18 protein-coding genes are annotated in these 21513 nt (G+C 69.8%); 12 read left to right on the top strand and 6 right to left on the bottom strand.

All coding sequences use genetic code 11. The features are described 5' to 3' along the window. Positions 1 to 10: 10 nt before the first annotated feature. The 3 genes from MOX02_RS12950 to MOX02_RS12940 all read left to right on the top strand — a co-directional run bounded on the left by MOX02_RS12950 (position 11) and on the right by MOX02_RS12940 (position 4226). On the top strand, positions 11 to 1219 hold the full coding sequence (locus tag MOX02_RS12950; protein ID WP_147026208.1) for an acetyl-CoA C-acetyltransferase: 1209 nt from the start codon (positions 11 to 13) through the stop codon (positions 1217 to 1219). Between the two features lie 128 nt (positions 1220 to 1347). Beyond that, entirely contained in the window at positions 1348 to 1830 is a 483-nt protein-coding gene (locus MOX02_RS12945; RefSeq protein ID WP_147026207.1) for a DUF2059 domain-containing protein, read from the top strand. Between the two features lie 194 nt (positions 1831 to 2024). Beyond that, entirely contained in the window at positions 2025 to 4226 is a 2202-nt protein-coding gene (locus tag MOX02_RS12940; protein WP_147026206.1) for a 3-hydroxyacyl-CoA dehydrogenase NAD-binding domain-containing protein, read from the top strand. 57 nt (positions 4227 to 4283) lie between these two features. On the opposite strand, the gene MOX02_RS12935 is transcribed toward MOX02_RS12940, so the two are convergent. Next, positions 4284 to 5198 (bottom strand): 3'-5' exonuclease, encoded by a 915-nt coding sequence (locus MOX02_RS12935; protein ID WP_147026205.1) that lies wholly within the window; start codon positions 5196 to 5198, stop codon positions 4284 to 4286. An 81-nt stretch (positions 5199 to 5279) separates the two neighbouring features. Continuing rightward, positions 5280 to 7661, bottom strand: a complete 2382-nt coding sequence (gene ligA, locus MOX02_RS12930) for an NAD-dependent DNA ligase LigA (protein ID WP_373866740.1) — start codon at positions 7659 to 7661, stop codon at positions 5280 to 5282. A gap of 314 nt (positions 7662 to 7975) precedes the next feature. Here ligA and msrQ point away from each other — a divergent pair, with 314 nt between their 5' ends. The 3 genes from msrQ (at position 7976) to MOX02_RS12915 (ending at position 10536) form a co-directional block, all read left to right on the top strand. Then, a complete protein-coding gene (gene msrQ / locus MOX02_RS12925) occupies positions 7976 to 8866 on the top strand; it encodes a protein-methionine-sulfoxide reductase heme-binding subunit MsrQ (RefSeq protein ID WP_147026203.1) in 891 nt (296 codons plus the stop codon). 72 nt (positions 8867 to 8938) lie between these two features. Further along, positions 8939 to 9256 carry a hypothetical protein gene (locus tag MOX02_RS12920; protein ID WP_147026202.1) on the top strand — a complete coding sequence of 106 codons (318 nt, stop codon included), beginning with the start codon at positions 8939 to 8941 and terminating at the stop codon, positions 9254 to 9256. A gap of 266 nt (positions 9257 to 9522) precedes the next feature. Continuing rightward, the gene (locus MOX02_RS12915) at positions 9523 to 10536 is read left to right on the top strand and encodes an adenosine kinase (protein WP_147026201.1); all 1014 of its coding nucleotides are present in this window, start codon (positions 9523 to 9525) and stop codon (positions 10534 to 10536) included. A gap of 15 nt (positions 10537 to 10551) precedes the next feature. Here the strand turns inward: MOX02_RS12915 and MOX02_RS12910 are convergent, their stop codons facing one another. From MOX02_RS12910 to ubiG, 3 genes are all read right to left on the bottom strand, one after another. Continuing rightward, entirely contained in the window at positions 10552 to 11526 is a 975-nt protein-coding gene (locus tag MOX02_RS12910; protein ID WP_147026200.1) for an NADPH:quinone oxidoreductase family protein, read from the bottom strand. A gap of 60 nt (positions 11527 to 11586) precedes the next feature. Then, positions 11587 to 12159 (bottom strand): YbhB/YbcL family Raf kinase inhibitor-like protein, encoded by a 573-nt coding sequence (locus tag MOX02_RS12905; protein ID WP_147026199.1) that lies wholly within the window; start codon positions 12157 to 12159, stop codon positions 11587 to 11589. 63 nt (positions 12160 to 12222) lie between these two features. Beyond that, positions 12223 to 12969: a bifunctional 2-polyprenyl-6-hydroxyphenol methylase/3-demethylubiquinol 3-O-methyltransferase UbiG gene (gene ubiG, locus MOX02_RS12900; protein ID WP_147026198.1), complete on the bottom strand. Its 747-nt coding sequence runs from the start codon at positions 12967 to 12969 to the stop codon at positions 12223 to 12225. Between the two features lie 171 nt (positions 12970 to 13140). On the opposite strand from ubiG, the gene MOX02_RS12895 reads away from it, so the two are divergent. The 5 genes from MOX02_RS12895 to MOX02_RS12875 all read left to right on the top strand — a co-directional run bounded on the left by MOX02_RS12895 (position 13141) and on the right by MOX02_RS12875 (position 20335). Further along, the gene (locus tag MOX02_RS12895; protein ID WP_147026197.1) at positions 13141 to 14376 is read left to right on the top strand and encodes an aspartate kinase; all 1236 of its coding nucleotides are present in this window, start codon (positions 13141 to 13143) and stop codon (positions 14374 to 14376) included. A gap of 74 nt (positions 14377 to 14450) precedes the next feature. Next, positions 14451 to 16715: a phosphoenolpyruvate--protein phosphotransferase gene (ptsP, locus tag MOX02_RS12890; protein WP_147026196.1), complete on the top strand. Its 2265-nt coding sequence runs from the start codon at positions 14451 to 14453 to the stop codon at positions 16713 to 16715. Between the two features lie 189 nt (positions 16716 to 16904). Continuing rightward, positions 16905 to 17990 (top strand): peptide chain release factor 1, encoded by a 1086-nt coding sequence (prfA, locus tag MOX02_RS12885; RefSeq protein WP_147026195.1) that lies wholly within the window; start codon positions 16905 to 16907, stop codon positions 17988 to 17990. Positions 17991 to 17997: 7 nt separating this feature from the next. Continuing rightward, a complete protein-coding gene (prmC, locus tag MOX02_RS12880; RefSeq protein WP_147026194.1) occupies positions 17998 to 18903 on the top strand; it encodes a peptide chain release factor N(5)-glutamine methyltransferase in 906 nt (301 codons plus the stop codon). 418 nt (positions 18904 to 19321) lie between these two features. After that, positions 19322 to 20335, top strand: a complete 1014-nt coding sequence (locus tag MOX02_RS12875; protein WP_147026193.1) for a DUF4167 domain-containing protein — start codon at positions 19322 to 19324, stop codon at positions 20333 to 20335. A gap of 90 nt (positions 20336 to 20425) precedes the next feature. Here MOX02_RS12875 and MOX02_RS12870 read toward each other — a convergent pair whose 3' ends face one another. Beyond that, complete coding sequence (locus MOX02_RS12870; RefSeq protein ID WP_147026192.1) at positions 20426 to 21208, bottom strand: hypothetical protein; 783 nt, start codon at positions 21206 to 21208, stop codon at positions 20426 to 20428. A 114-nt stretch (positions 21209 to 21322) separates the two neighbouring features. On the opposite strand from MOX02_RS12870, the gene MOX02_RS12865 reads away from it, so the two are divergent. Continuing rightward, complete coding sequence (locus tag MOX02_RS12865; protein ID WP_109891394.1) at positions 21323 to 21487, top strand: YqaE/Pmp3 family membrane protein; 165 nt, start codon at positions 21323 to 21325, stop codon at positions 21485 to 21487. Positions 21488 to 21513: the final 26 nt, after the last annotated feature.

The raw sequence follows: 21513 nt of genomic DNA, 5'->3' as shown, positions 1-21513 counted from the left end.
GGAAACGCACATGCCCGAGGCCTACATCTACGATCACGTCCGCACGCCCCGCGGGCGCGGCAAGCCGGACGGTTCGCTGCACGAGGTGACCGCGCTCCGACTCGCGGAAGCCGCCCTGCGGGCGATCCAGGTGCGCAACGGCCTCGACACGGGCCTCGTCGACGACGTGGTGCTCGGCTGCGTCGATCCTGTCGGTGAGGCGGGCGGCGACATCGCCCGCGCGGCCGCCCTCGTCGCCGATTACGGCACCCATGTCCCGGGCGTGCAGATCAACCGCTTCTGCGCCTCGGGCCTCGACGCGATCAACTTCGCGGCCGCGCAGGTGATGGCCGGCCAGCACGACATGACCGTCGGCGGCGGCGTCGAGTCGATGAGCCGCGTCGGGCTCGGGGCCTCCGGCGGCGCCTGGCCGGTCGATCCGCACATCGCCATCAAGTCCTACTTCATGCCGCAGGGCGTCTCGGCGGACCTGATCGCCACCAAGTACGGCTTCAGCCGCGACGATTGCGACGCCTACGCGGTGGAGTCGCAGAAGCGCTCGGCGAAGTCCTGGGACGAGGGCCTGTTCCGGAACTCCGTCGTGCCCGTGAAGGACGTGAACGGCATCACGCTGCTCGACCGCGACGAGCACATGCGGCCGGGCACTGACATGCAGTCGCTAGCGAGCCTCAAGCCCTCCTTCGTTCAGATGGGCCAGATGGGCGGCTTCGACGCGGTGGCGACCGACGCGCACCCGGACGTCGAGGCGGTCGATCACGTCCACCACGCCGGCAATTCCTCGGGCATCGTCGACGGCGCCGCAGCCGTGCTGATCGGCTCGAAGGAGGCTGGAAACGGTGCCGGACTGAAGCCCCGCGCCCGTATCCGCGCCTTCGCCAATATCGGCTCCGACCCGGCCCTGATGCTGACCGGCCCCGTCGACGTGACGCGCAAGGTCCTGAAACGGGCCGGCATGGAGCTGTCGGACATCGACCTGTTCGAGATCAACGAGGCCTTCGCCTCGGTGGTGCTTCGCTTCCAGCAGGCGTTCGACCTCGACCCGGCCAAGGTCAACGTGAACGGCGGCGCCATCGCGATGGGCCATCCCCTCGGCGCCACCGGCGCGATGATCCTCGGCACGGTGCTCGACGAGCTGGAGCGCACCGGCAAGGAGCGGGCTCTCGTCACCCTCTGCATCGGCGCCGGCATGGGTACGGCGACCATCATCGAGCGGGTGTGAACACCGCAAGGGCCGGGGGTGCGGCGCGGATGCCGCGCCTCCCAAACCCTTGCCTGGGCTGGTAGAGGGCGGCCGGCCCCGCCGTTCGGCGGCACGGCCTCGATACCATCCACGGGAGAAACGCCACGATGACGCGATTGCTCGCCACCCTCTTGCTGACCGCCTCGCTCGGTCTGCCGCTCGCCGCCCACGCCGACGAGGCCGCGGACAAGCTCACGCAGGCCAAGGCCCTCGTTCAGAAGACCGTGATCAAGAACCTCGAGACCGGCTTCAACGTCGCCCTCGAGAAGACCGTCGCGCCGATGAAGGACGAGAAGGCCGACGCCATCCGCAAGGAGATCCGTGCCGAGTTCGAGAAGCAGCGCGAGATCATGGTCGAGGGCCTCGCCAAGGAGTACGCGAGCAAGTTCTCGCTCGACGAACTCAAGCACATCAACGGCATCTACGACGACAAGACCTACCAGAAGTTCCAGGCGCTGAACGCCGACCCGTCCTCCACCGTGACCACGATCTCCCAGAACGCGGTCACCAAGCTCATCAACATGCTGACGGTCGCCGCCGCCGGCGACAACCAGGGCGCGCCCGCCGGCATGCCGATGCCGGCGAAATGAGGCGGCGCGCCTCGGGACGGACGGCCGCTCCGGCCGGTGCCGCCCCGACGCGAGGCGGCCGGGACCTTCGGGTCCCGGCCCCGCCCCAAGAACTGGCGCCGCGACCCTGAAACTCCGTCCCGCGCGGCGAGGGACAGCCCGAACGACCTGGGGCCCGAACGATCGGGCCGCCGACGCGAACCCGAGGATCAGCGATGAATCTCACGAATTTCCGCTTCGAGACCGACGCCGACGGCATCGCGCTGGCCACCTGGGACATGCCGGGACGGTCGATGAACGTCATCACCCCCGAGGTGATGGACGAACTGGCGCAGATCGTGGACGCCGTCGCGGGCGACGAGGCGATCAAGGGCTGCGTCGTCACCTCGGGCAAGGACAACTTCTCGGGCGGTGCCGACCTCACCATGCTGCAGGGACTCGGCCGCGAGTACGAACGCATGAGGGCCGAGCAGGGCGAGGAGGCGGCGATGCGCCACTTCTTCGAGGAGTCGCGCCGCCTGAGCCTGCTCTACCGGAAGCTCGAGACCTGCGGGAAGCCGTTCGCGGCGGCGGTGAGCGGCGTCTGCCTCGGCGGCGCGTTCGAGCTGGCGCTCGCCTGCCACCACCGCGTCCTCTCGGACGACGACAAGACCCGGGTCGGCCTGCCCGAGATCAAGGTCGGCCTGTTCCCGGGCGCCGGCGGCACCCAGCGCGTGGCCCGCCTCATGCAGACCGGCGACGCGCTCCAGATGCTGTTCAAGGGCGAGCAGATCCGCCCACTGATGGCGAAGAACATGGGCCTCGCCCACGCGGTGGCGCCGAAGGACGAGGTCGTCGCCAGCGCGAAGGCGTGGATCAAGGGCGGCGGCTCCGCCGTCGCGTCCTGGGACGTCCCGAAGTTCAAGGCGCCCTCCGGCAAGGTCTACTCGCCCGCCGGCATGATGATCTGGCCGCCGGCCAACGCCATCTACCGCCGCGAGACGCACGACAACTATCCCGCCGCCAAGGCGATCCTGACGTCGGTCTACGAGGGCCTGCAGCTCCCGATGGATCTCGCCCTCAAGGTCGAGAGCCGGTACTTCGCCAAGATCCTGCGCTCGAACGAGGCGGCGGCGATGATCCGCACGCTGTTCATCTCGATGGGCGAGCTGAACAAGGGCGCGCGGCGGCCGAAGGACGTGGCGCCGACCTCCGTGCGGAAGGTCGGCGTCGTGGGCGCCGGCTTCATGGGCGCGGGCGTCGCCTACGTCAGCGCCAATGCCGGCATGGAGGTCGTGCTGCTCGACCAGTCGGTGGAGGCCGCCGAGAAGGGCAAGGCCTACGCCCACAAGCTCGTCACCAACCAGATCAACAAGGGCCGCGCCAAGACCGCCGACCGCGACGCGCTCCTCGCGCGCATACAGGCATCCGCGGACTACGCGGACCTGAAGGATTGCGACCTCGTGATCGAGGCCGTGTTCGAGGATCCGAAGGTGAAGGCCGAGGTGATCGGGAAGGTCGAGGCGGTGATCGGCGCGGACGTGATCTTCGCCTCCAACACCTCCACCCTGCCGATCACCGGCCTCGCCAAGGCGTCGGGCCGGCCGGAGCAGTTCGTCGGCATCCATTTCTTCTCGCCCGTCGAGAAGATGATGCTCGTCGAGATCATCAGGGGCGAGGGCACCGGCGAGCGCGCCATCGCGACCGCGCTCGACTACGTGCGTGCGATCAAGAAGACGCCCATCGTGGTCAACGATTCCCGCGGCTTCTTCGCCAATCGCTGCGTCACGGCCTACCTGCTGGAAGGCCACAAGATGCTCCTCGAGGGCGTGCCGCCGGCGATGATCGAGGCGGCCGGTCGGATGGCTGGCATGCCGGTCGGCCCGCTCTCGCTCAACGATGAGGTGGCTCTCGACCTCGGCCTCAAGATCGCCAAGGCCACCGAGGCGCAGCTCGGACCCGAGGCGGTCGACCCGGGCCAGAAGCAGCTCCTCGTTGAGCTCGTCGAGAACCAGGGGCGGCTCGGCCGCAAGAACAAGAAGGGCTTCTACGACTATCCGGAGGGCGCGCCGAAGCGCCTCTGGCCCGGGCTCAAGGGTCTCCAGCCGACGCGGCTCGACCCGGATTCCGTCGACGTCGAGGAACTGAAGCACCGCCTCCTCGTGGTGCAGGCGCTGGAGGCGGCCCGCACGGTCGGCGAGGGCGTGGTCACCGATCCGAGAGAGGCCGATGTCGGCTCGATCCTGGGCTTCGGCTTCGCGCCGTTCACCGGCGGCGCGCTCTCCTACATCGACTTCATGGGTGCGGAAGCCTTCGTCGGCCTCGCCCGCGGCCTGGAGGCCAAGCACGGCGCCCGCTTCAGCGTGCCCGACAACCTCCTGCGGATGGCCGAGGCCGGCGGCACCTTCTACGGAGACGCCGCTCAGCAGGCGGCGTAGGAAACCCGATTTCGGATCGGACACGAGCCTCCCTCTCCCGGCCGGGAGGGGGAGCGGTCACGCCGCCTGTACGCGGCGCAGCCGCTCCGGCTCGACGCGGTGCCCGGCCGGGGCGTCCTCGATCAACCGGCGCAGGCGCTCCACGTCGGCGAGGTTCTCCGAGATCAGATCGGTGACGTCGCCGTCCACCATCGCGTCCACGTGGCGGCAGCGGCGGCGGTTGCGTCCGGCCATGCAGGTGCAGCGCAGGTAGAGGCCGGACGGCCGCTCTTCGAGCGCGACCTCGTAGCGGTTGCCGGTGCTGCCGCGGATCATGAAGCGCACCTCGGCATCCGCAAACTGCCGCCGGGCCGACAGGGCGGCGCGCCCCGCGATCCCCTCCCGGCCCGGTGCCCGGTACCTCGGCATTTCGGGACCGGGCGGCAGCGTGGTCACCCGCAGCGGTAGTACCCGCGTCAGCCCCGCGACGCTCTCCGCGCCCGTCACCCGAACGGCCGCCAGCGCGATCTCGGCGCAGGCGAAGGCGTCCTCGCCGGCGTCGTGATGCTCGAAGCGGATGCCGAGGCGGCTCGCGACCTTCCCGAGACCGCATCCCGCCGGGTCCGGAAAGACCTGTCGCGCCACCTGCAGGGTGCAAAGGTAGGAGAACGACGGCACCGGCAGCCCATGCGCTGCGAGGGAGGCCCGCAGCACGCCCATGTCGAAGGGCGCGTTGTGGGCGAGGATCAGGCCGTGCTCCAGATCGGGGAGGAACTCCGCCATCGCAACGGGAAACGGAGGCGCGTCCCGCACGTCGGCCGGAAGGATGCCGTGGACCCGGATGTTGCCGGGTGAGAAGCGCATCTCCGGCGGCCGGATCAGGCGCGACGCGCGCCGAACCACGCGCCCGTCCTCGATCCAGGCGAGCCCGACCGCGCACGCGCTGTCGCGTCGTTCGTTGGCCGTCTCGAAGTCGATGGCGAGGCAGGTCATGCGGCGGACGATAGGAGCAGGCGGACTCGCCGCGCAACCGTGAAGCGCCGGACGCGTCAGACTGACGTAGCGGCGCCCCGATCAGGCACCCGTCACCATGGCCAGCCACTCCTCCTCGGAGACGACCTTCACCTTGTGCTTCTCGGCGTCCTTCAGCTTGGAGCCGGCGCCCGGACCCGCGACCACGAGGTCGGTCTTGGCCGATACCGAGCCCGAGACCTTGGCACCCAGGCGCTCCGCCGTGGCCTTGGCTTCGTTGCGGGTCATGCGCTCCAGCGAGCCCGTGAACACCACCGTTCTGCCGGAGAAGGCCGCCGACGAGCCGGCGGCCTGCATCGGCTCCGCCGTCACCTCGGAGAGGAGCGCCCGTACCGCCTCGTCGTTGTGCGGCTCGGAGAAGAACTGGATCAGCGAATCGGTCGCGACGGGACCGATCTCGCCGTCGTCGGCGAAGAGGTGGTAGGCCTCCCCGGGCTGCTGGGCGGCGGCGCGGGCGAGCGCCGCCTGGGCCGCCTCCAGGCTCCCGTAATGCGCCGTGAGGCTGTCGCGCTGGCTCGCCGTCAGGCGCGCGCGCGACCCCTCAGCCCCCTCCGAGGCCTCGACCTCGAGAAGGCGGTCGCGGGTGGTCGGTCCGATCCGCGGGACCGTCGAGATCTCGATCCAGTCGGGGCCGGCCTGAGCGTCGGCGGCCGCCCTCAGCGCCTCCATCAGCGCGGTCATGTCCTGAAAGCGCTTGGCGAGGGCCTTGGCGGTCGACTCGCCGATCTGCGGGATGCCGAGCGCGAACAGGAAGCGGTTCAGCGGCAGGCGACGCCGCGCCTCGACTGCGGCGACGAGGTTCTTGATCGCCTTGTCCTCGTCCTCGCCCTTCTTCTTCGTCGGCTTCTTCGGCGGGGGTTCGCCGGCAGCGCGCCGCTCGGCCGAGAGCGCCTCGCGCCGGGCGACGATGGCGCTCTTGAGGGCGTCGAAGTCGAGCCGGAAGAGGTCCGCCGGCTGGCGCACGACGCCTGCCTCGAACAACACCTCGATGTAGGTCTCGCCGAAACCCTCGATGTCGAAGGCGTTGCGCGAGACGAAGTGCTTCAGGCGCTCGATGCTCTGGGCCGGGCAGATCAGGCCGCCGGTGCAGCGGCGCACCGCGTCGAGCTTGCCGGTACGGGCGTTCGTCTCGCGCACCGCCCGGCTGCCGCAGGCCGGGCAGACGGTCGGGAACGCGTACGGCTTCGCGTCCGCGGGCCGCTTCTCGATGACGACGTCCATCACCTTCGGGATCACGTCGCCGGCCCGCTGCACGATGACGGTGTCGCCGATCCGGATGTCGCGCCCCTCGCGGATCGGCTCGCCGTCCGCGCCGACACCCTGCACGTAGCCCTCGTTGTGGAGCGTCGCGTTCGAGACCACGACGCCGCCCACCGTCACCGGGCGGAGCTTCGCCAGCGGGTTGAGCGAGCCTGTGCGGCCGACGTTGATCTCGATATCCTCCACCACCGTGAAGGCTTTCTGCGCCGCGAACTTGTGGGCTAGCGCCCAGCGGGGCGCGCGCGACACGAAGCCGAGGCGGCGCTGGAGGGCGAGGTCGTCCACCTTGTAGACCACGCCGTCGATGTCATAGCCGAGGTTCGGACGCGCCTCCTCGATTGCCCTGTAATGGGCGAGCATCGCTGCCGCCCCATCGCACAGCGCCGTGCGCGGGTTCACCGGCAGGCGCCAGGCCCCGAAGCGCTCGATGACCCCGTGCTGCGTCCCCTCGAACGGGGGAACCACCTCGCCCCAGGCGTAGGCGAAGAAGCGCAAGGGGCGCGAGGCCGTGATCGCCGGGTCGAGCTGGCGGAGCGAGCCGGCGGCGGCGTTGCGCGGGTTGGCGAAGAGCGGCTTGCCGGCGGCCTCCTGCCGGGCATTGATCGCCGCGAAGTCCGCGTGGCTGAGATAGACCTCGCCGCGCACCTCGCAGACTTCCGGCACATCCGAGCCCAGCAACGTCTCGGGGATGTCCTGAACCGTGCGGGCGTTCGCCGTGACGTTCTCGCCGACCTCGCCGTCGCCGCGGGTCGCCGCCGTGACGAGCCGGCCGCCCTCGTAGCGCAGCGACAAGGACAGACCGTCGATCTTCGGCTCCGCGGTGAAGCCGAGAGGCTCATTCTCCGGCCAGTTCAGGAAGCGACGGACCCGGGCGACGAACTCCTCGACCTCCTCGTCGGAGAAGGCGTTGCCGAGCGAGAGCATCGGCACCGCGTGCCGCACTTTGGCGAATTTCTCCGAGGGCTTCGCTCCCACCGAGGCGCTGGCGACGCCGGTGCCGGCCAGATCCGGAAACCGCGCCTCGATGGCTTCGAGCCGGCGGCGCAGGGCGTCGTACTCCGCATCCGTCATGATCGGCGCATCGGCGCCGTGGTAGGCCTCGTCGGCCTCCGCGATCTCGGTCGAGAGGGCTTCGTGGCGTGCCTTGGCCTCCTCCTCGGTCATCGCCTCGGGCGCGTCGGCGTCGAGGCTTCTGTCCTGTGAGGCGTGTCGTGCGGCCATGGATCGCGGCGTGTTTCCGTGGGAAGCGGGAAGCGGGCGCGAAACCTAGCCCAACGCCGGTGCGGAGGCGACGCGTCGCGCCGAGAAATTCGGGGATGGGACATCCGCCCGAGGTAACCGACGCGGCGCCGCGGCGAATGGCCCTCAGCGGGAACGGGCCGACGCCATCGTGCGTCCCGGTTCATACGCAAGTGCTGAGCCCAGCCCCAACGCCCGGACGGACGCCGCCCACGCAAGCCGGATCAATCAAACCCACGATGCCCACGACCGCGCACCCTCATACCCTCCCCCGGCCCTGGCGTGACCGGGGCGGCCGGTTCTCCGGCTTGAAGCTCGCCACCTTTCTGCTCGCGCTGGCGCCCGGCCTCTACCTCGCCGCCGCCTACGCGCTCGATGCCCTCGGTGCGAAGCCGATCACGGCGCTCCTGCACGGGACCGGCGAGTGGTGCATCCGCTTCCTGCTGCTCTCGCTCGCCGTCACGCCGCTGCGGCGGATCGCCAACTGGCCGAAGCTCATCAACCTGCGGCGCATGCTCGGGCTCACGGCGCTCAGCTACGCGGTGATCCACCTCGCGCTCTACGTGGTCGACCAGAACTTCATCCTGACGAAGGTCGTGTCCGAGATCGCGCTCCGCTTCTACCTGACGATCGGCTTCGTCGCCCTCCTCGGACTGGTCGCGCTCGGTGTCACGTCGACAGACACGATGATCCGGCGCTTGGGGCCGGCCTGGAACCGTCTCCACCGCATCGTCTACGCGATCTCGGCGCTCGGCCTCTTCCACTACTTCCTTCAGTCGAAGATCGACGTGTCCGACCCGGTATTCTGGACCGGCCTGTTCCTCCTCCTGATGGGCTGGCGGCTGATGCAGCGAGTCGGGGTGACGACGCGTCCGTTCGCGCTCGTCGGGCTCGCCGTCGCCGCGGCGCTCGCCACCGCGCTGCTGGAGGCGGCCTGGTACGGCCTGAAGAGCGGCGTGCCGGCGAGCGTGGTCCTCGGCGCCAACCTCGATTTCTCCTACGTCGTGCGCCCGGCGTGGTGGGTCCTGGCGGCCGGCCTGCTGTTGCCGCTCGTGAACCTCGTGCGCGGCTCTCCGGCTACCGGACGGTCTCGCCCGGCCGCGCCCTCCCGGATGGCGCCCGCCGAGTAGTGCGGGCGGACTTGCCCGGCAGGCGGCGATACCCGAAAACCCGGCGGTCCGATCGCGGTGCGGAGGGAGAGCATGGCGCGCACGCTTCTGTGGGGTCTTCTGATCCTGGCTGCCCTGTCGGCCGGTGCCGAGGCCGCCTGCACGCGGCCCGAGCCTCCACCGCCGGAATCCAAACCCGCGAAGCCGCCCCTGCCGCAGAAGCCCGCCTGCCTCGACGCGAAGGAGGGCTGCCCGGGCTGGGAGGCCTACAGCTACAACGACGCGGTGAGGGCCTACAACGCGCAGGCGCAAGCCTTCCGGCCCCTCGCGGAGGCCTACGTCCAGAAGCTCAACGCCTACGTTAAAGCAAGCTCGGATTACGCGCAGTGTGAGGTGAAGACTCTGCAGTAGAGGGTACCATCGTTCGGAAGGATGGCCGTCTCGATCAGGGCCGAACTCCCTTCTTCACCTCATCGCGCAGCCGCGGCGGCACGTCGTCGTAGATCCCCGGCGGTATCCGGCCCGCGCCCCCGCGTCCGGCTCGTCGAGCTTAGCCTTCCGGAGACCGCCGTCTCCCCGGTCGTCCGCCTCCCGACGAAAGGTCCGCGGCTTGACCCTCGCCTGCCCGGGTGCGACAGCGCGCCCACGCTTCTCGACCGTCTGAGCAGGATGCCCGCATGACCGAACCTCTCGATCTCCTCGTCCTCGGCAACGCGATCGTGGACGTGATCGCCCGTACGGACGACGGGTTCCTCGAAGCCCAGCGCGTTCACAAGGGGGCGATGCAGCTGATCGACGAGGGGCGCGCCGAGGAGCTGTTCTCTGTCATGGGACCGGCCACGATCGTCTCCGGCGGATCCGGGGCGAACACGGCGGTCGGCGCAGCGCTCCTCGGCGCCCGCACAGGGTTCGTCGGCAAGGTCCGCGACGACGAGCTCGGCGCCCTCTTCGCGCACGACCTCAAGGCGACCGGCGTGCGCTTCGGTGTGGCCGCCGCGACCGACGGCCCCGCGACGGCCCGCTGTTTCGTTCTCGTGACGCCGGACGGCGAGCGCACGATGAACACCTATCTGGGCGCCTGTCAGGGCCTGTCCCCGGCCGATGTCGACGAGGCGACCGTGGCGAGGGCCCGCGTCACCTATCTCGAGGGCTACCTTTGGGATCCGCCGGCCGCCAAGGACGCGTTCCGCAAGGCCGTGAAGATCGCCCACAATGCGGGACACGCCGTGGCCCTCACGCTGTCGGACGCCTTCTGCGTCGGGCGATACCGCGAGGAGTTCCTGGGCCTTATCCGCGACGGCAGCGTCGACATCCTGTTCGCCAACATCGGCGAGCTGAAGAGCCTCTACGAGACCGAGGATGCCGAAGCGGCGATCCGGGCGCTTCGCGACGAGCGCGACAATCACGGCCGGCACCTGCTCGGCCTTGTCACGCGCTCCGAGGAGGGCTCGGTCGTCGTGAAGGGCGGCGAGATCCGCAGTGTCGGCATCTCGCCGGTGCGCGAGGTGGTGGACTCGACCGGCGCGGGCGATCTCTTCGCAGCGGGCTTCCTCGCGGGCCACGCCCGCGGCCTCGACTACGTGACGAGCGCTCGCCTCGGCGCGCTCGCGGCCGCGGAGGTCATCCAGCACATCGGTGCGCGGCCGCAATCGGATCTCGTGGCGCTCGCCCGCGAGCAGGGCCTGATCTGAGATCCGGTCGCCGGATCAGGGCCTCAGCAGGACCTTGCCCACGGCCTCGCGCCGCTTGAGGATGCCCAGCGCCTCGACGTAGTCGGTGAGCGGGTAGACCCCGTGGACCTTCGCGGTCAGTCGGCCGTCGGCGACCCAGTCGAGGAGCTGTCGCTGGTTCGCCTGATGCGCCTCCGGCTCGCGCTCGACGAAGACGCCCCAGTGGACGCCGAGCACGTCCACGCCCTTCAGAAGGACGAGGTTGAGCGGCAGCCGCGGGATCTCGCCCGCGGCGAACCCGACGACCAGGAAGCGGCCCTTCCAGGCGAGCGCCCGCAGGGCCGGCTCGGCATAGGCGTCGCCGACTGCATCGTAGACCACGTCGACGCCCGCGCCCCCGGTCAGCGCCTTGAGGTCGTCGCGCAGCGTCTCGGGGCTGTAGACCAGCGTCTCGTGCGCCCCGTGCGCGCGGGCGACGGCAAGCTTCTCCTCGGAGGAGGCGCAGGCGATCACCCGGGCGCCGAGCAAGGCGCCGAGTTCGATCGCGGCGAGCCCCACCCCGCCCGAGGCGCCCAGCACGGCCAGCGTCTCGCCTTGCCGCAGGCGGGCGCGGTCCCTGAGGGCGTGAAGCGATGTGCCGTAGGTGATGGTGAGCCCGGCCGCCTGCTCGTCCGAGACCCCCTCCGGGACCTTGGTGAGATGGCGCACGGAGACTGCGACGCGCTCGCGCGCCGTCCCGTGCTTCACGTGGACGATCACGCGGTCGCCGACCGCGAAACCCTCGGTCCCGGACCCCAACGCCTCGACGGTCCCGCAAGCCTCGCCCCCCGGCGAGAAGGGAAGGTCGGGCTTCACTTGGTAGCGGCCCGCGATGATCAGCGTGTCGAAGAAGTTGAGGGCCGCGACCGTGATTCGCACCAGCGCCTCGCCCGGTCTCGGCTCGGGGTCAGGCAGCGTCTCGATGACGAGGTCCTCGGGGTCACCGAGGCGTGTGCACAGCAAGGCCTTCATCGCGCGTCTCCGCCGGTCCGGCCGTGCTTGCCGGAATCGGCGCCGGGCAGCAAGCGGGCGTCAGCCCCGCGCGTAGGTGCCCGTGAGCTGGCCCTTGGCGAGGACGTGGCCCTGCATCGCGTCGAGGAGCGCGGTGCGGCCCGGCGAGGCCGCGAGATCGAGCGTCCGGTCGAGGGCGTAGACCTGGAAGACGTAGCGGTGCGGACCGTGCCCATTCGGAGGGTCGGGCGGCAGGTACCGGTCCTTCAGGAAGCTGTTTCGGCCGAGGTTGAGGTGGGCACCCGGGCCGCCGGGACCCGCGATCCCGCCCTCCGGCAGCGCGTCGTTGGTGCCCGCGAGGTTCCAGACGATCAGGTGGACGAGAGGGTTCGGCGTCGGGCTGTCGGCGTCCTCGGCGAGAATCGCGACGCTGTGCGCTCCTTGCGGCACGCCGGTCCAGGCGAGCGGCGGCGAGACCTTGGCACCGTCCTCCGTGAAGCGTGCGGGCATCGGCGCGCCGTCCGAGAAATCCCTGCTCGTCACGGTGATCGAGGCGGGCACGCCGGCGAATGTGGCGTGATAGGCGGTCTTCTCGAGGCCGGCCTTGAGGCCCGACAGCGCCTCGCCGACCGCGTGCGGAATCTTCTCGAGCATGGACGCCTCCTCTCGTTCTCGGCGTCAACGAAGCGCGGTGCCCACGGTTCAGGCCGGAGCGGATCAGCTCCGGCGCTCGGCCGTGATCATGTAGTTGACGCCGGTGTCTCGGCTCGCCCGCCACGTGTCCCCGATGGGGTTGTAGACGACGCCCATCGTGTCGGTGACGGCGAGGCCGCCGGCCTCGACGGCACGCGCGAGCTCGGCCGGGGTGACGAACTTCTCCCAGTCGTGCGTGCCCTTCGGCAGCCAGCGCAGCACGTACTCGGCCCCGACGATGGCCAGCGCGAAGGAGCGCATCGTGCGGTTGATGGTGGCGGCGAACATCAGGCCACCGGGCTTCACGCCCTGCGCGGCCTTGCGCACGAAGGCCGGCATGTCGACGACGTGCTCCACCACCTCCATGGCGAGCACGATGTCGAAGCGCTCGCCCGCGTCGATCACGGCCTCGATCGTCTCAGAACGGTACTCGACCGGCACGCCCTCGGCCTCCGCGTGCGCCGCGGCGACGCGGATGTTCTCCGCGGCCGGATCGAGCCCCGTGACGCGCGCGCCCAGTCGGGCCAGCGGCTCCGACAGGACGCCGCCGCCGCACCCGACATCGACGACGCTGAGGCCATCGAGGGCGAAGGGCGCGTGCGGATCCCGCCCGAAGTGCCGGCAGGCGGCGTCACGGATATAGGCGAGGCGCACCGGGTTGAACCGGTGCAGCACCCGCATCGGACCGCGCTCGTCCCACCACGTCGCCGCGAGGGCATCGAAGCGCGCGACCTCGTCGCGATCGATGGAGGAGGCTTCAGTGACGCGCATCGGCTCCGCGGGATATCGGCGCCCGGCACCCGGGCTCTTTGTTGACAGGTGGATGCACCCCTTGTACCCGCCGAAGCCCGGCCCGGTACAGCCGCAATGCGGCCCCGGCACTCGGACGTGCGCCTCGCGGCGCTCCCGGACAGGCTCGATACAAATCGAAGCGGACGCGACATGCCCCGTTTGGTGATGAAATTCGGCGGCACCTCCGTCGCCAACGTCGATCGAATCCGCAACGTGGCGCGCCACGTCGCCCGCGAGGTCGCGGCCGGCTACGATGTCGCCGTCGTGGTCTCGGCCATGTCGGGCAAGACGAACGAGCTCGTGGGCTGGGTCAAGGACGCCAACACCCTCTACGACGAGGCGGAGTACGATACGGTCGTCGCCTCGGGCGAGCAGGTCACCTCCGGCCTCCTCGCCGTCGCCCTGCGCAAGGACGGCATCAAGGCCCGCTCCTGGCAGGGTTGGCAGATCCCGATCGAGACCTCCGACGCGCACGGCTCGGCGCGCATCGCCGGTATCGACGGCGCGAATCTCGATGCCGGCTTCAAGCGCGGCGAGGTCGCGGTGATCTCCGGCTTCCAGGGCATCCACGCCGAGACCGGCCGGATCACGACGCTCGGGCGCGGCGGCTCGGACACCAGCGCGGTCGCGGTGGCAGCGGCCATCGGCGCGGAGCGCTGCGACATCTACACGGACGTGGACGGCGTCTACACCACCGACCCCCGCGTCGTGCCGAAGGCGAAGCGCATGGAGCGCGTGACCTTCGAGGAGATGCTGGAGATGGCCTCGCTCGGCGCCAAGGTGCTGCAGGTCCGCTCCGTGGAACTCGCCATGGTGCATCGCGTGCCGACCACGGTGCGGTCGAGCTTCGACCCGCCGGACGCCGCCCGCCCCGGCACCCTCATCTGCGACGAGGACGATATCGTGGAACAGCAGATCATCACCGGCATCGCGTTTTCGAAGGACGAGGCGCAGATCACGCTCCGGGCCGTGAAGGACAGCCCCGGCGTCGCCGCCGCCATCTTCGGTCCGCTGGCCGACGCCAACATCAACGTCGACATGATCATCCAGACCGTGTCGGGCGACCAGTCGACGACGGACATGACCTTCACGGTGCCGACCGCCGATTACGAGCGCACCCGCACGATCCTCGACGGCCAGCGCGAGACGATCGGCTACGGCCAGATCGAGGGCGCCACCGACGTTGTGAAGGTCTCGGCGATCGGCGTCGGCATGCGCAGCCATGCGGGCGTGGCCGCCAAGGCGTTCCGGGCGCTGGCGCAGAAGGGCATCAACATCCGCGCGATCACCACATCTGAGATTAAGTTCTCCGTCCTCATCGACGCGGCCTATACGGAGCTTGCCGTTCGCACGCTCCACTCGCTATACGGCCTCGATCAGGCCTGAACCTCCGCGCTGGTGCGGCTGGCGCCCGAGCGGCGTCAAGGTTGCACCGGCCGCCAGGTTGGATTGACGAAACGATGCCCGCTGCGCCTGGAGGCCCGCGCCTGCTGCTGCGCCGCCTCCGCGAAGCGATGGCGGAGCCGGTCAGCGCACAGGCACGCCTCGACCGCATCGTCGTCCTGATCGCCGCCAACGTCGTGGCCGAGGTCTGCTCGGTCTACGTCCTGCGCGATGACAACATCCTCGAACTGTTCGCCACCGAAGGCCTGAACCGCGAGGCGGTGCACCTGACGCGGCTGCGCGCGGACGAGGGCCTCGTCGGTCTGATCGCGCGCACGGCCGAGCCCCTCTCGCTCTCCGACGCCCAGTCCCACCCGGCCTTCTCATATCGTCCGGAGACGGGCGAGGAAGCCTATCACGCCTTCCTCGGCGTGCCGCTGCTGCGGGCCGGCAACACGCTCGGCGTGCTGGTGGTCCAGAACAAGACCTACCGGGTCTATTCCGAGGAGGAGATCGAGGCGCTCCAGACCACCGCGATGGTGCTCGCGGAGATGATCGCCTCGGGCGAGCTGCAGAGCCTCGCTCCGGGCACCGGCCCGGCTGCACGACGCCCCGTGAGCCAGCGCGGCGTCGCGCTTGCCGAGGGCATCGGGCTCGGCCACGTGGTGCTGCACGAGCCGCGTATCGTCGTGAAGACGCTCATCGCCGAGAACGTCGAGCGCGAGGTCGAGCGGCTGGAGGCAGCGATCGGCGAGGTGCGCTCGGCCATCGACGACCTCGTGGAGCGTGGCGACTCGATCGGCACCGGCGAGTCCCGCGAGGTGCTGGAGACCGTGCGCATGTTCGCGCACGACAAGGGCTGGCTGAGGCGCATGCGCGAGGCGGTGGTTTCCGGCCTCACGGCGGAAGCCGCGGTGGAGCGGGTGCAGTCCGACAATCGTGCCCGGATGCTGCGACAGAGCGATCCCTACCTGCGCGACCGCCTGCACGACCTCGACGATCTCGCCAACCGCCTCCTGCGCCAGCTCATCGGCGCGCAGTCCGCGGAGGGCGCGGGTGCCCTGCCGGAGAACGCGATCCTCGTGGCGCGCTCGATGGGACCGGCCGCGCTGCTCGACTACGACCGTACCCGCCTGCGGGGCGTCGTGCTGGAGGAAGGCGGCCCGACGAGCCACATCGCCATCGTGGCGCGCGCCCTCGGCATCCCGGCCGTCGGCGAGGTCGCCAACGCCACGGCCCTGTGCGACTCGGCCGACGCCATCATCGTCGACGGGGTGGCCGGCGAGATCCATGTCCGGCCGAGTCCCGAGGTCGAAGCGTCCTACGCGGAAATGGTCCGGCTGCGCGCACGGCGGCAGGAACAATACCGGGCGTTGCGCGACGTGCCCGCGATCACCCGCGACGGTCTGCGCATCGGCCTGCACCTGAATGCGGGCCTGCTCGTCGATCTCGCGCACCTTCAGGAGACGGGGGCGGAGGGCATCGGTCTGTTCCGGACCGAGCTGCAGTTCATGGTGGCCGAGCGGATGCCCTCGGCGGTGGAGCAGCAGAATCTCTACGAGGCGGTCTTTGCCGCGACCGGCGACAAGCCGGTCACCATCCGGACGCTCGACATCGGCGGCGACAAGATCCTCCCCTACATGCCGAAGCTCGAGGAGGAGAACCCGGCCCTGGGCTGGCGCGCGATCCGCATCGGCCTCGACCGCCCGGCTCTCCTGCGGGTGCAGTTGCGCGCGCTCCTGAAGGCGTCGGGCGGGCGCCCGCTCAAGATCATGTTCCCGATGGTGGCGACGGTGGACGAGTTCGTCCGCGCCAAGGCCATCGTCGACCGCGAGAAGGCGCATCTGCGCCGGCATGGACACCCTCTGCCGAGCGACTGCCGCCTCGGCGCGATGATCGAGGTGCCGTCCCTCCTGTTCCAGCTCGACGAGCTGACGAGCCACGCCGACTTCCTGTCGGTGGGCTCGAACGACCTCATGCAGTTCCTGTTCGCCGTCGATCGTGAGAACCGGCGCGTCGCCGACCGCTTCGACCCGCTCAGCGCCCCCGCCCTGCGCGCCTTCCGCATCATCGCGGAGAGGGCCCAGGCCGCGGGCTGCCCTGTCACGGTCTGCGGCGAGATCGGCGGGCGTCCGCTCGAGGCGATGGCGCTGATCGGCCTCGGTTTCCGCGACCTGTCCATGTCGCCCGCCGCGATCGGCCCCGTGAAGGCGACGGTCCTCAGCATGGACGCGGCCGCTGTCGGCGCCCTGATCGAGACGGAACTCGCCCGCGGTAGCGAGGGCGAGAGCCTGCGCCCGGCCCTCACGGCTTTCGCCAAGGCCCAGGGCGTGCCTATCTAGAGGCTCCCCGCGGAACTCCCGCCCCGGGCGCCCCGGTGGCAGCGCGGGGAGTTTCGCGGGGATGCCGTGCCCCGCGCATCGTCGGTTCGTGATTTCACGCCGCTCCCGTCGGCGGCCGGACCTGGGCGCCCCGCCTGCCGGGCGGCGCCTCCAGATCAAACAGCTTCAGGCAAGAGTAACATCCGGGCGATGACCCCACTTCCTCCCGACCGGCTCGACGCCATTCTGGCTCGCCACGACATCGCAACCGCCACGCTCAGCGCCGGCTCGGCCGATGCCGAGACCTTCGTTCAGCTCTCCCGCGAACTCGCCGAGCTCGACCCCGTTGTCGCGGCGATCCGGACCTATCGGGCGGCCGACGAGAACCTGCGGGGAGTCGAGGCCCTGATCGAGGAGCCCGGCAGCGATCCGGAGATGCGGGCGCTGGCTGCCGACGAGAAGCCGGAAGCCGAGGCGGCGCTGCTCGCCGCCCACCGCGCCCTCCAACTCATGCTGTTGCCGAAGGATGCGGCCGACGAGAAGAGCGCCATCCTCGAGGTGCGCGCCGGCACCGGCGGCGACGAGGCGGCGCTGTTCGCCGGCGATCTCTTCCGCATGTACGCGAAATACGCCGAGGCGAAGGGCTGGAAGGTCGAGGTGATCTCGGAGAGTGAGGGCACCGTCGGGGGCTACCGTGAGATCGTGGCGGAGGTGAAGGGCCGCGGCGTCTTCGCCCGGCTGAAGTTCGAGAGCGGAGCGCACCGCGTCCAGCGTGTGCCCGAGACCGAGACGCAGGGGCGCATCCACACCTCCGCGGCGACCGTCGCCGTGCTGCCGGAGGCCGAGGACGTCGACATCGTCGTCAACGAATCCGATCTGAAGATCGACACGATGCGCGCCCAGGGCGCCGGCGGCCAGCACGTCAACAAGACGGAATCCGCGATTCGCATCACCCATATCCCGAGCGGCATCGTCGTCTTCGTCCAGGAGGAGCGCTCGCAGCACAAGAACCGGGCTCGGGCGATGGCGCTGCTGCGCGCGAGGCTCTACGACGCCGAGCGCACCGCCAAGGACGCGGCCCGGGCCGCCGACCGCAGGGCGCAGGTGGGTTCCGGCGACCGCTCCGAGCGCATCCGGACCTACAATTTCCCGCAGGCGCGGGTGACCGACCACCGCATCAACCTCACCCTCTACAAGCTCGCCGAGATTCTCGACGGCACCGCCCTCGACGAACTTGTGGATGCTCTCGTGACAGAGCACCAAGCCGAACTTCTGGCCGCCGAAGGCATGGCCTGAGCCTGGCATGGTCGCGCCGCACTTCGCGCCGACGCTGTCGCGACGAGCCGCCCAGCGACTTGCCGAGCAGGCTCTCGCGCGCGAGGGAATGGAGGCGGCATCCAGCGACGCGCGCTTCCTCCTCCTCGGCATCCTGGGCCTCTCCGCCTTTGAGCTGACCATCGAGGGCGAGGTGCCGATCGGCCCTGACGGGGCGGCCGCCCTCGGCGCGGCACTGGCGCGCCGCCTCTCCGGAGAGCCCGTCGCCCGCATTCTCGGCGCCTGGGAGTTCTGGGGCCTGCCCATCCGGCTCTCCCCCGAGACACTTGTCCCGCGGCCCGACACGGAGACGCTCGTCGAGGCGGCCCTGTCCACTCTTTCCGACCGCAGGGCTCCCGCGCGCATTCTCGATCTCGGCACGGGCTCCGGTTGCATCCTGATCGCGCTCCTGAGCGAGTTGCCGAGCGCCTTCGGGTTCGGGCTGGATCGGTCGATCGGCGCGCTGCGCACGGCGCGCGAGAATGCAGACCGGAACGGCATTCTCAGCCGCGCCGCCTTCCTGGCCGGCGACTGGTGCGCGAGCCTGCGCGGACCGTTCGATCTGATCGTCTCCAATCCGCCCTACATCGCGAGCGTCGTCATCCCGGGGCTCGCGCGGGAGGTGCGCCTGCACGACCCGTCAGGTGCGCTCGACGGGGGAACGGACGGTCTCGACGCGTACCGCCGCATCCTCGCGGACGTGGCAGGCGGCGACCTCCTGATGCCGGGCGGGGCGCTCTGCGTCGAGGTCGGGTACGACCAGGCGGAGGCGGTCCGCGCCATCGGCGCGAGGGCAGGTCTTGAAGACGCCGCAATCCGATACGATCTCGCAGGACATGGACGCGTCGTGATGCTCCGCCGCGTCCGGGAAAGCGATTCGCAGGGAAAATCCTAGGCCGATCATCGCTTTCGCATGAAAAAAAGCTTGTTGTGCCCGGGTCGAGCCGTTACTGTCCGGGGTGTAGATCGCGAACGGTCCGTTAAGTCGGGCAGCGGTAAGGTTGGCGACGATCCCTCCCGCCGAGCTGTTCCAGATCTCCTCACCACCGAGCAGGCGCGTTTCAGATGTCGCGACGCGGCTCGGTGACATTCGAACCTGACAATCGAACGGCGTCTCGGACGCAAGCGTAGGCCCCGATTGGACGGGACGGACGGCCAGCACGGCAAGCGGATCACGGATCGCTCACGATGGGCAATGCCTGTCGACGAAGCGATGCGGATCGAGGCTTCGCCGGCACGGCCGGATCAACAGACGCGCTTTTCGCACGAACGAGGGTCAATCGAGACCGATGAGACCAAACCAGAATAGACGGATGCGTGGCCGCAACCGCCCGAAGGGTCCCAATCCTCTCACGCGGTCGTACGAGTCCAACGGTCCCGATGTGAAGATCCGCGGCACCGCTCAGCACATCGCGGACAAGTACGCCCAACTCGCGCGCGATGCCTTGGCGGCCGGCGACCCGGTGGCGGCCGAGAACTATTTCCAGCACGGCGAGCACTATTTCCGCATCATCTCCGGTGCTCAGGAGCAGAACCGGCCGCAGGCCGGCCTCGGTTACGCCCGCCAGTCCTTCGAGGACGAGATCGACGAGGGTGACGAGGAGGGTGTGCAGCAGGGTCACGGCGGGCCGAACGGCCAGGGCTACGGCCAGTACGGCGACGATTACGCCGATCCCGGCCAGCAGCCGCAGCCCTACGAGATGCGGCAGGACAACGGCCAGGACCTGCGCCAGCAGGAGGGCCGGCAGAGCCGCAATGAGCGGCGCGAGCGCTTCCAGAACCAGAACCGCGGCGACCGCCAGCGCTTCGACAACCCGCGCTTCGACAATCAGCGTCAGGACAACCGGCAGGAACATCGGCAGGAACATCGGCAGGACTACGCCCGGTCCGAGCAGCCGCGCCAGGATTTCGGACGCCAGGACCAGTCCCGCGAGAGCCGCTTCGAGAACGGGCGCGGCGAGTACCAGCGGCAGGAGCCGGTGCGGCCGGACTCGCCGCGCCAGGACTTCCAGCGCTCCGGCGAGGGGCAGTCGCGCCGTGAGCGCCGTCGGGACGAGGCCGCGCGCAACGCTCCCGAGGAGCAGAGCGGGCTGCCGGCCTTTCTGGTCAACCCGGCCCGGCCGACGTCCACTCCGGTCGAGACGCCCGCGGAGCAGCCTGTGAATGGCGCAGCTCCGCATCCCGTCGATGCGGCGCCCGACGCCGCCGATGAGACGGCGCGCGCTCCTGCCAAGCCCCGCCGCCGCCGTCGCGCGCGTTTCGAAGGCACGGAGGGTGCCGAAGGCGCCGTTGAGATAACGGCACCGGCCGAGAGTTCGGCAGAGTAAGAGGCTGCCGCACCCTTCACACAAAATTGTAGCTGTCGAGAGCCGCTTCCGTAACCACGGAGGCGGCTCTCGCGCTTCGATACCGCACCCTCAGCCGCGCACTGCCTCGTGCCAGTCCGAATAGGCCTCCACGCGATGCAGGAGGCGGTGATCGGGTGCCGCCTCGCCGAAGGGCGCCAAGTCCCAATCCCAGGTCTTGTCCGGCTTTGGCAGGGCGACCCCGTGCATGAGGTCCAGACGGTCCGTCTCGCTGCCGTTCCGATCCAACTCGATCTCCACGGTATCTGTGATCAGGCAGACCCGTGCTTCCATCCGTGTGAGCACGTCGAGATGTGACCTGATCAGGTTGCGCGCGAGATGGGACGGCACCGGCAGGCCACGCTCCTCGAACCAGTCGAGGGGAAGGATCGGGAGTTGCGAGAGTAGGTTCGCCGAGACCACGAGGTCGACATTCTCTTCCGCGCAGAGCGAGCCGATCGTGTCGTCGGGTGCGGAGGCGCTGCCGAGCAACATCCCGGCGGTACCGCTGATATCTAGCGTCACGCGCTCGACGTTCGGATATCGGCGTACCGCGATCCGCACGGGCCAGAGATGGATCGCGTCGACCAGGACCACCCTTGAGAAGCCGCTCGCCAGCGCCGAGAGCGGGATATCGTCCAGAAGCCCTGAACCGAGGACGATCACCGTCCGCCGCTTCGGCAACTGCTCCACGGCATTCAGGATGACGCCGCGGCTCGCCTCGAGATGCGAATGCCACGCCGCGCGGCAACGGCGAGATCGGTAATACAGGGAGACGCTCTCACGAAGGTAGCCCAACCGGCGCAAGGCCGGATGAGCCGGGTTCGTAAGATAGAGCGCCCAGGCCCTCAGCATGCCATTCTCAGGTTCGGAGGCGCGCTCATGCCGGTGTCGAAACCCGAACCGCGGGAACGCGAACGGCAGAGCTTCGTTTCCGCCATGGACAAAGCCCCCTCCCCCGGAGATCCCGTGTCGAACCTCGTCCGCATCCTGCTCGCCATCTTCCTACCGCCGATCGCCGTGCTGATCACGGAGGGGATCGGGCTGCAATTCCTCCTGAACATCCTGCTGACGCTGCTCGGCGGCGTACCGGGCATGATCCACGCGATCTGGATCATCATGCGCAATCGCTGAGGCGGCTTCGGTGTCCTGAACGTGCC

Source organism: Methylobacterium oxalidis (genome assembly GCF_007992195.1).
Taxonomy (GTDB): domain Bacteria; phylum Pseudomonadota; class Alphaproteobacteria; order Rhizobiales; family Beijerinckiaceae; genus Methylobacterium; species Methylobacterium oxalidis.
Note: the sequence above shows the minus strand (reverse complement) of the source record. Positions and strands in the feature narration are given on the sequence as shown.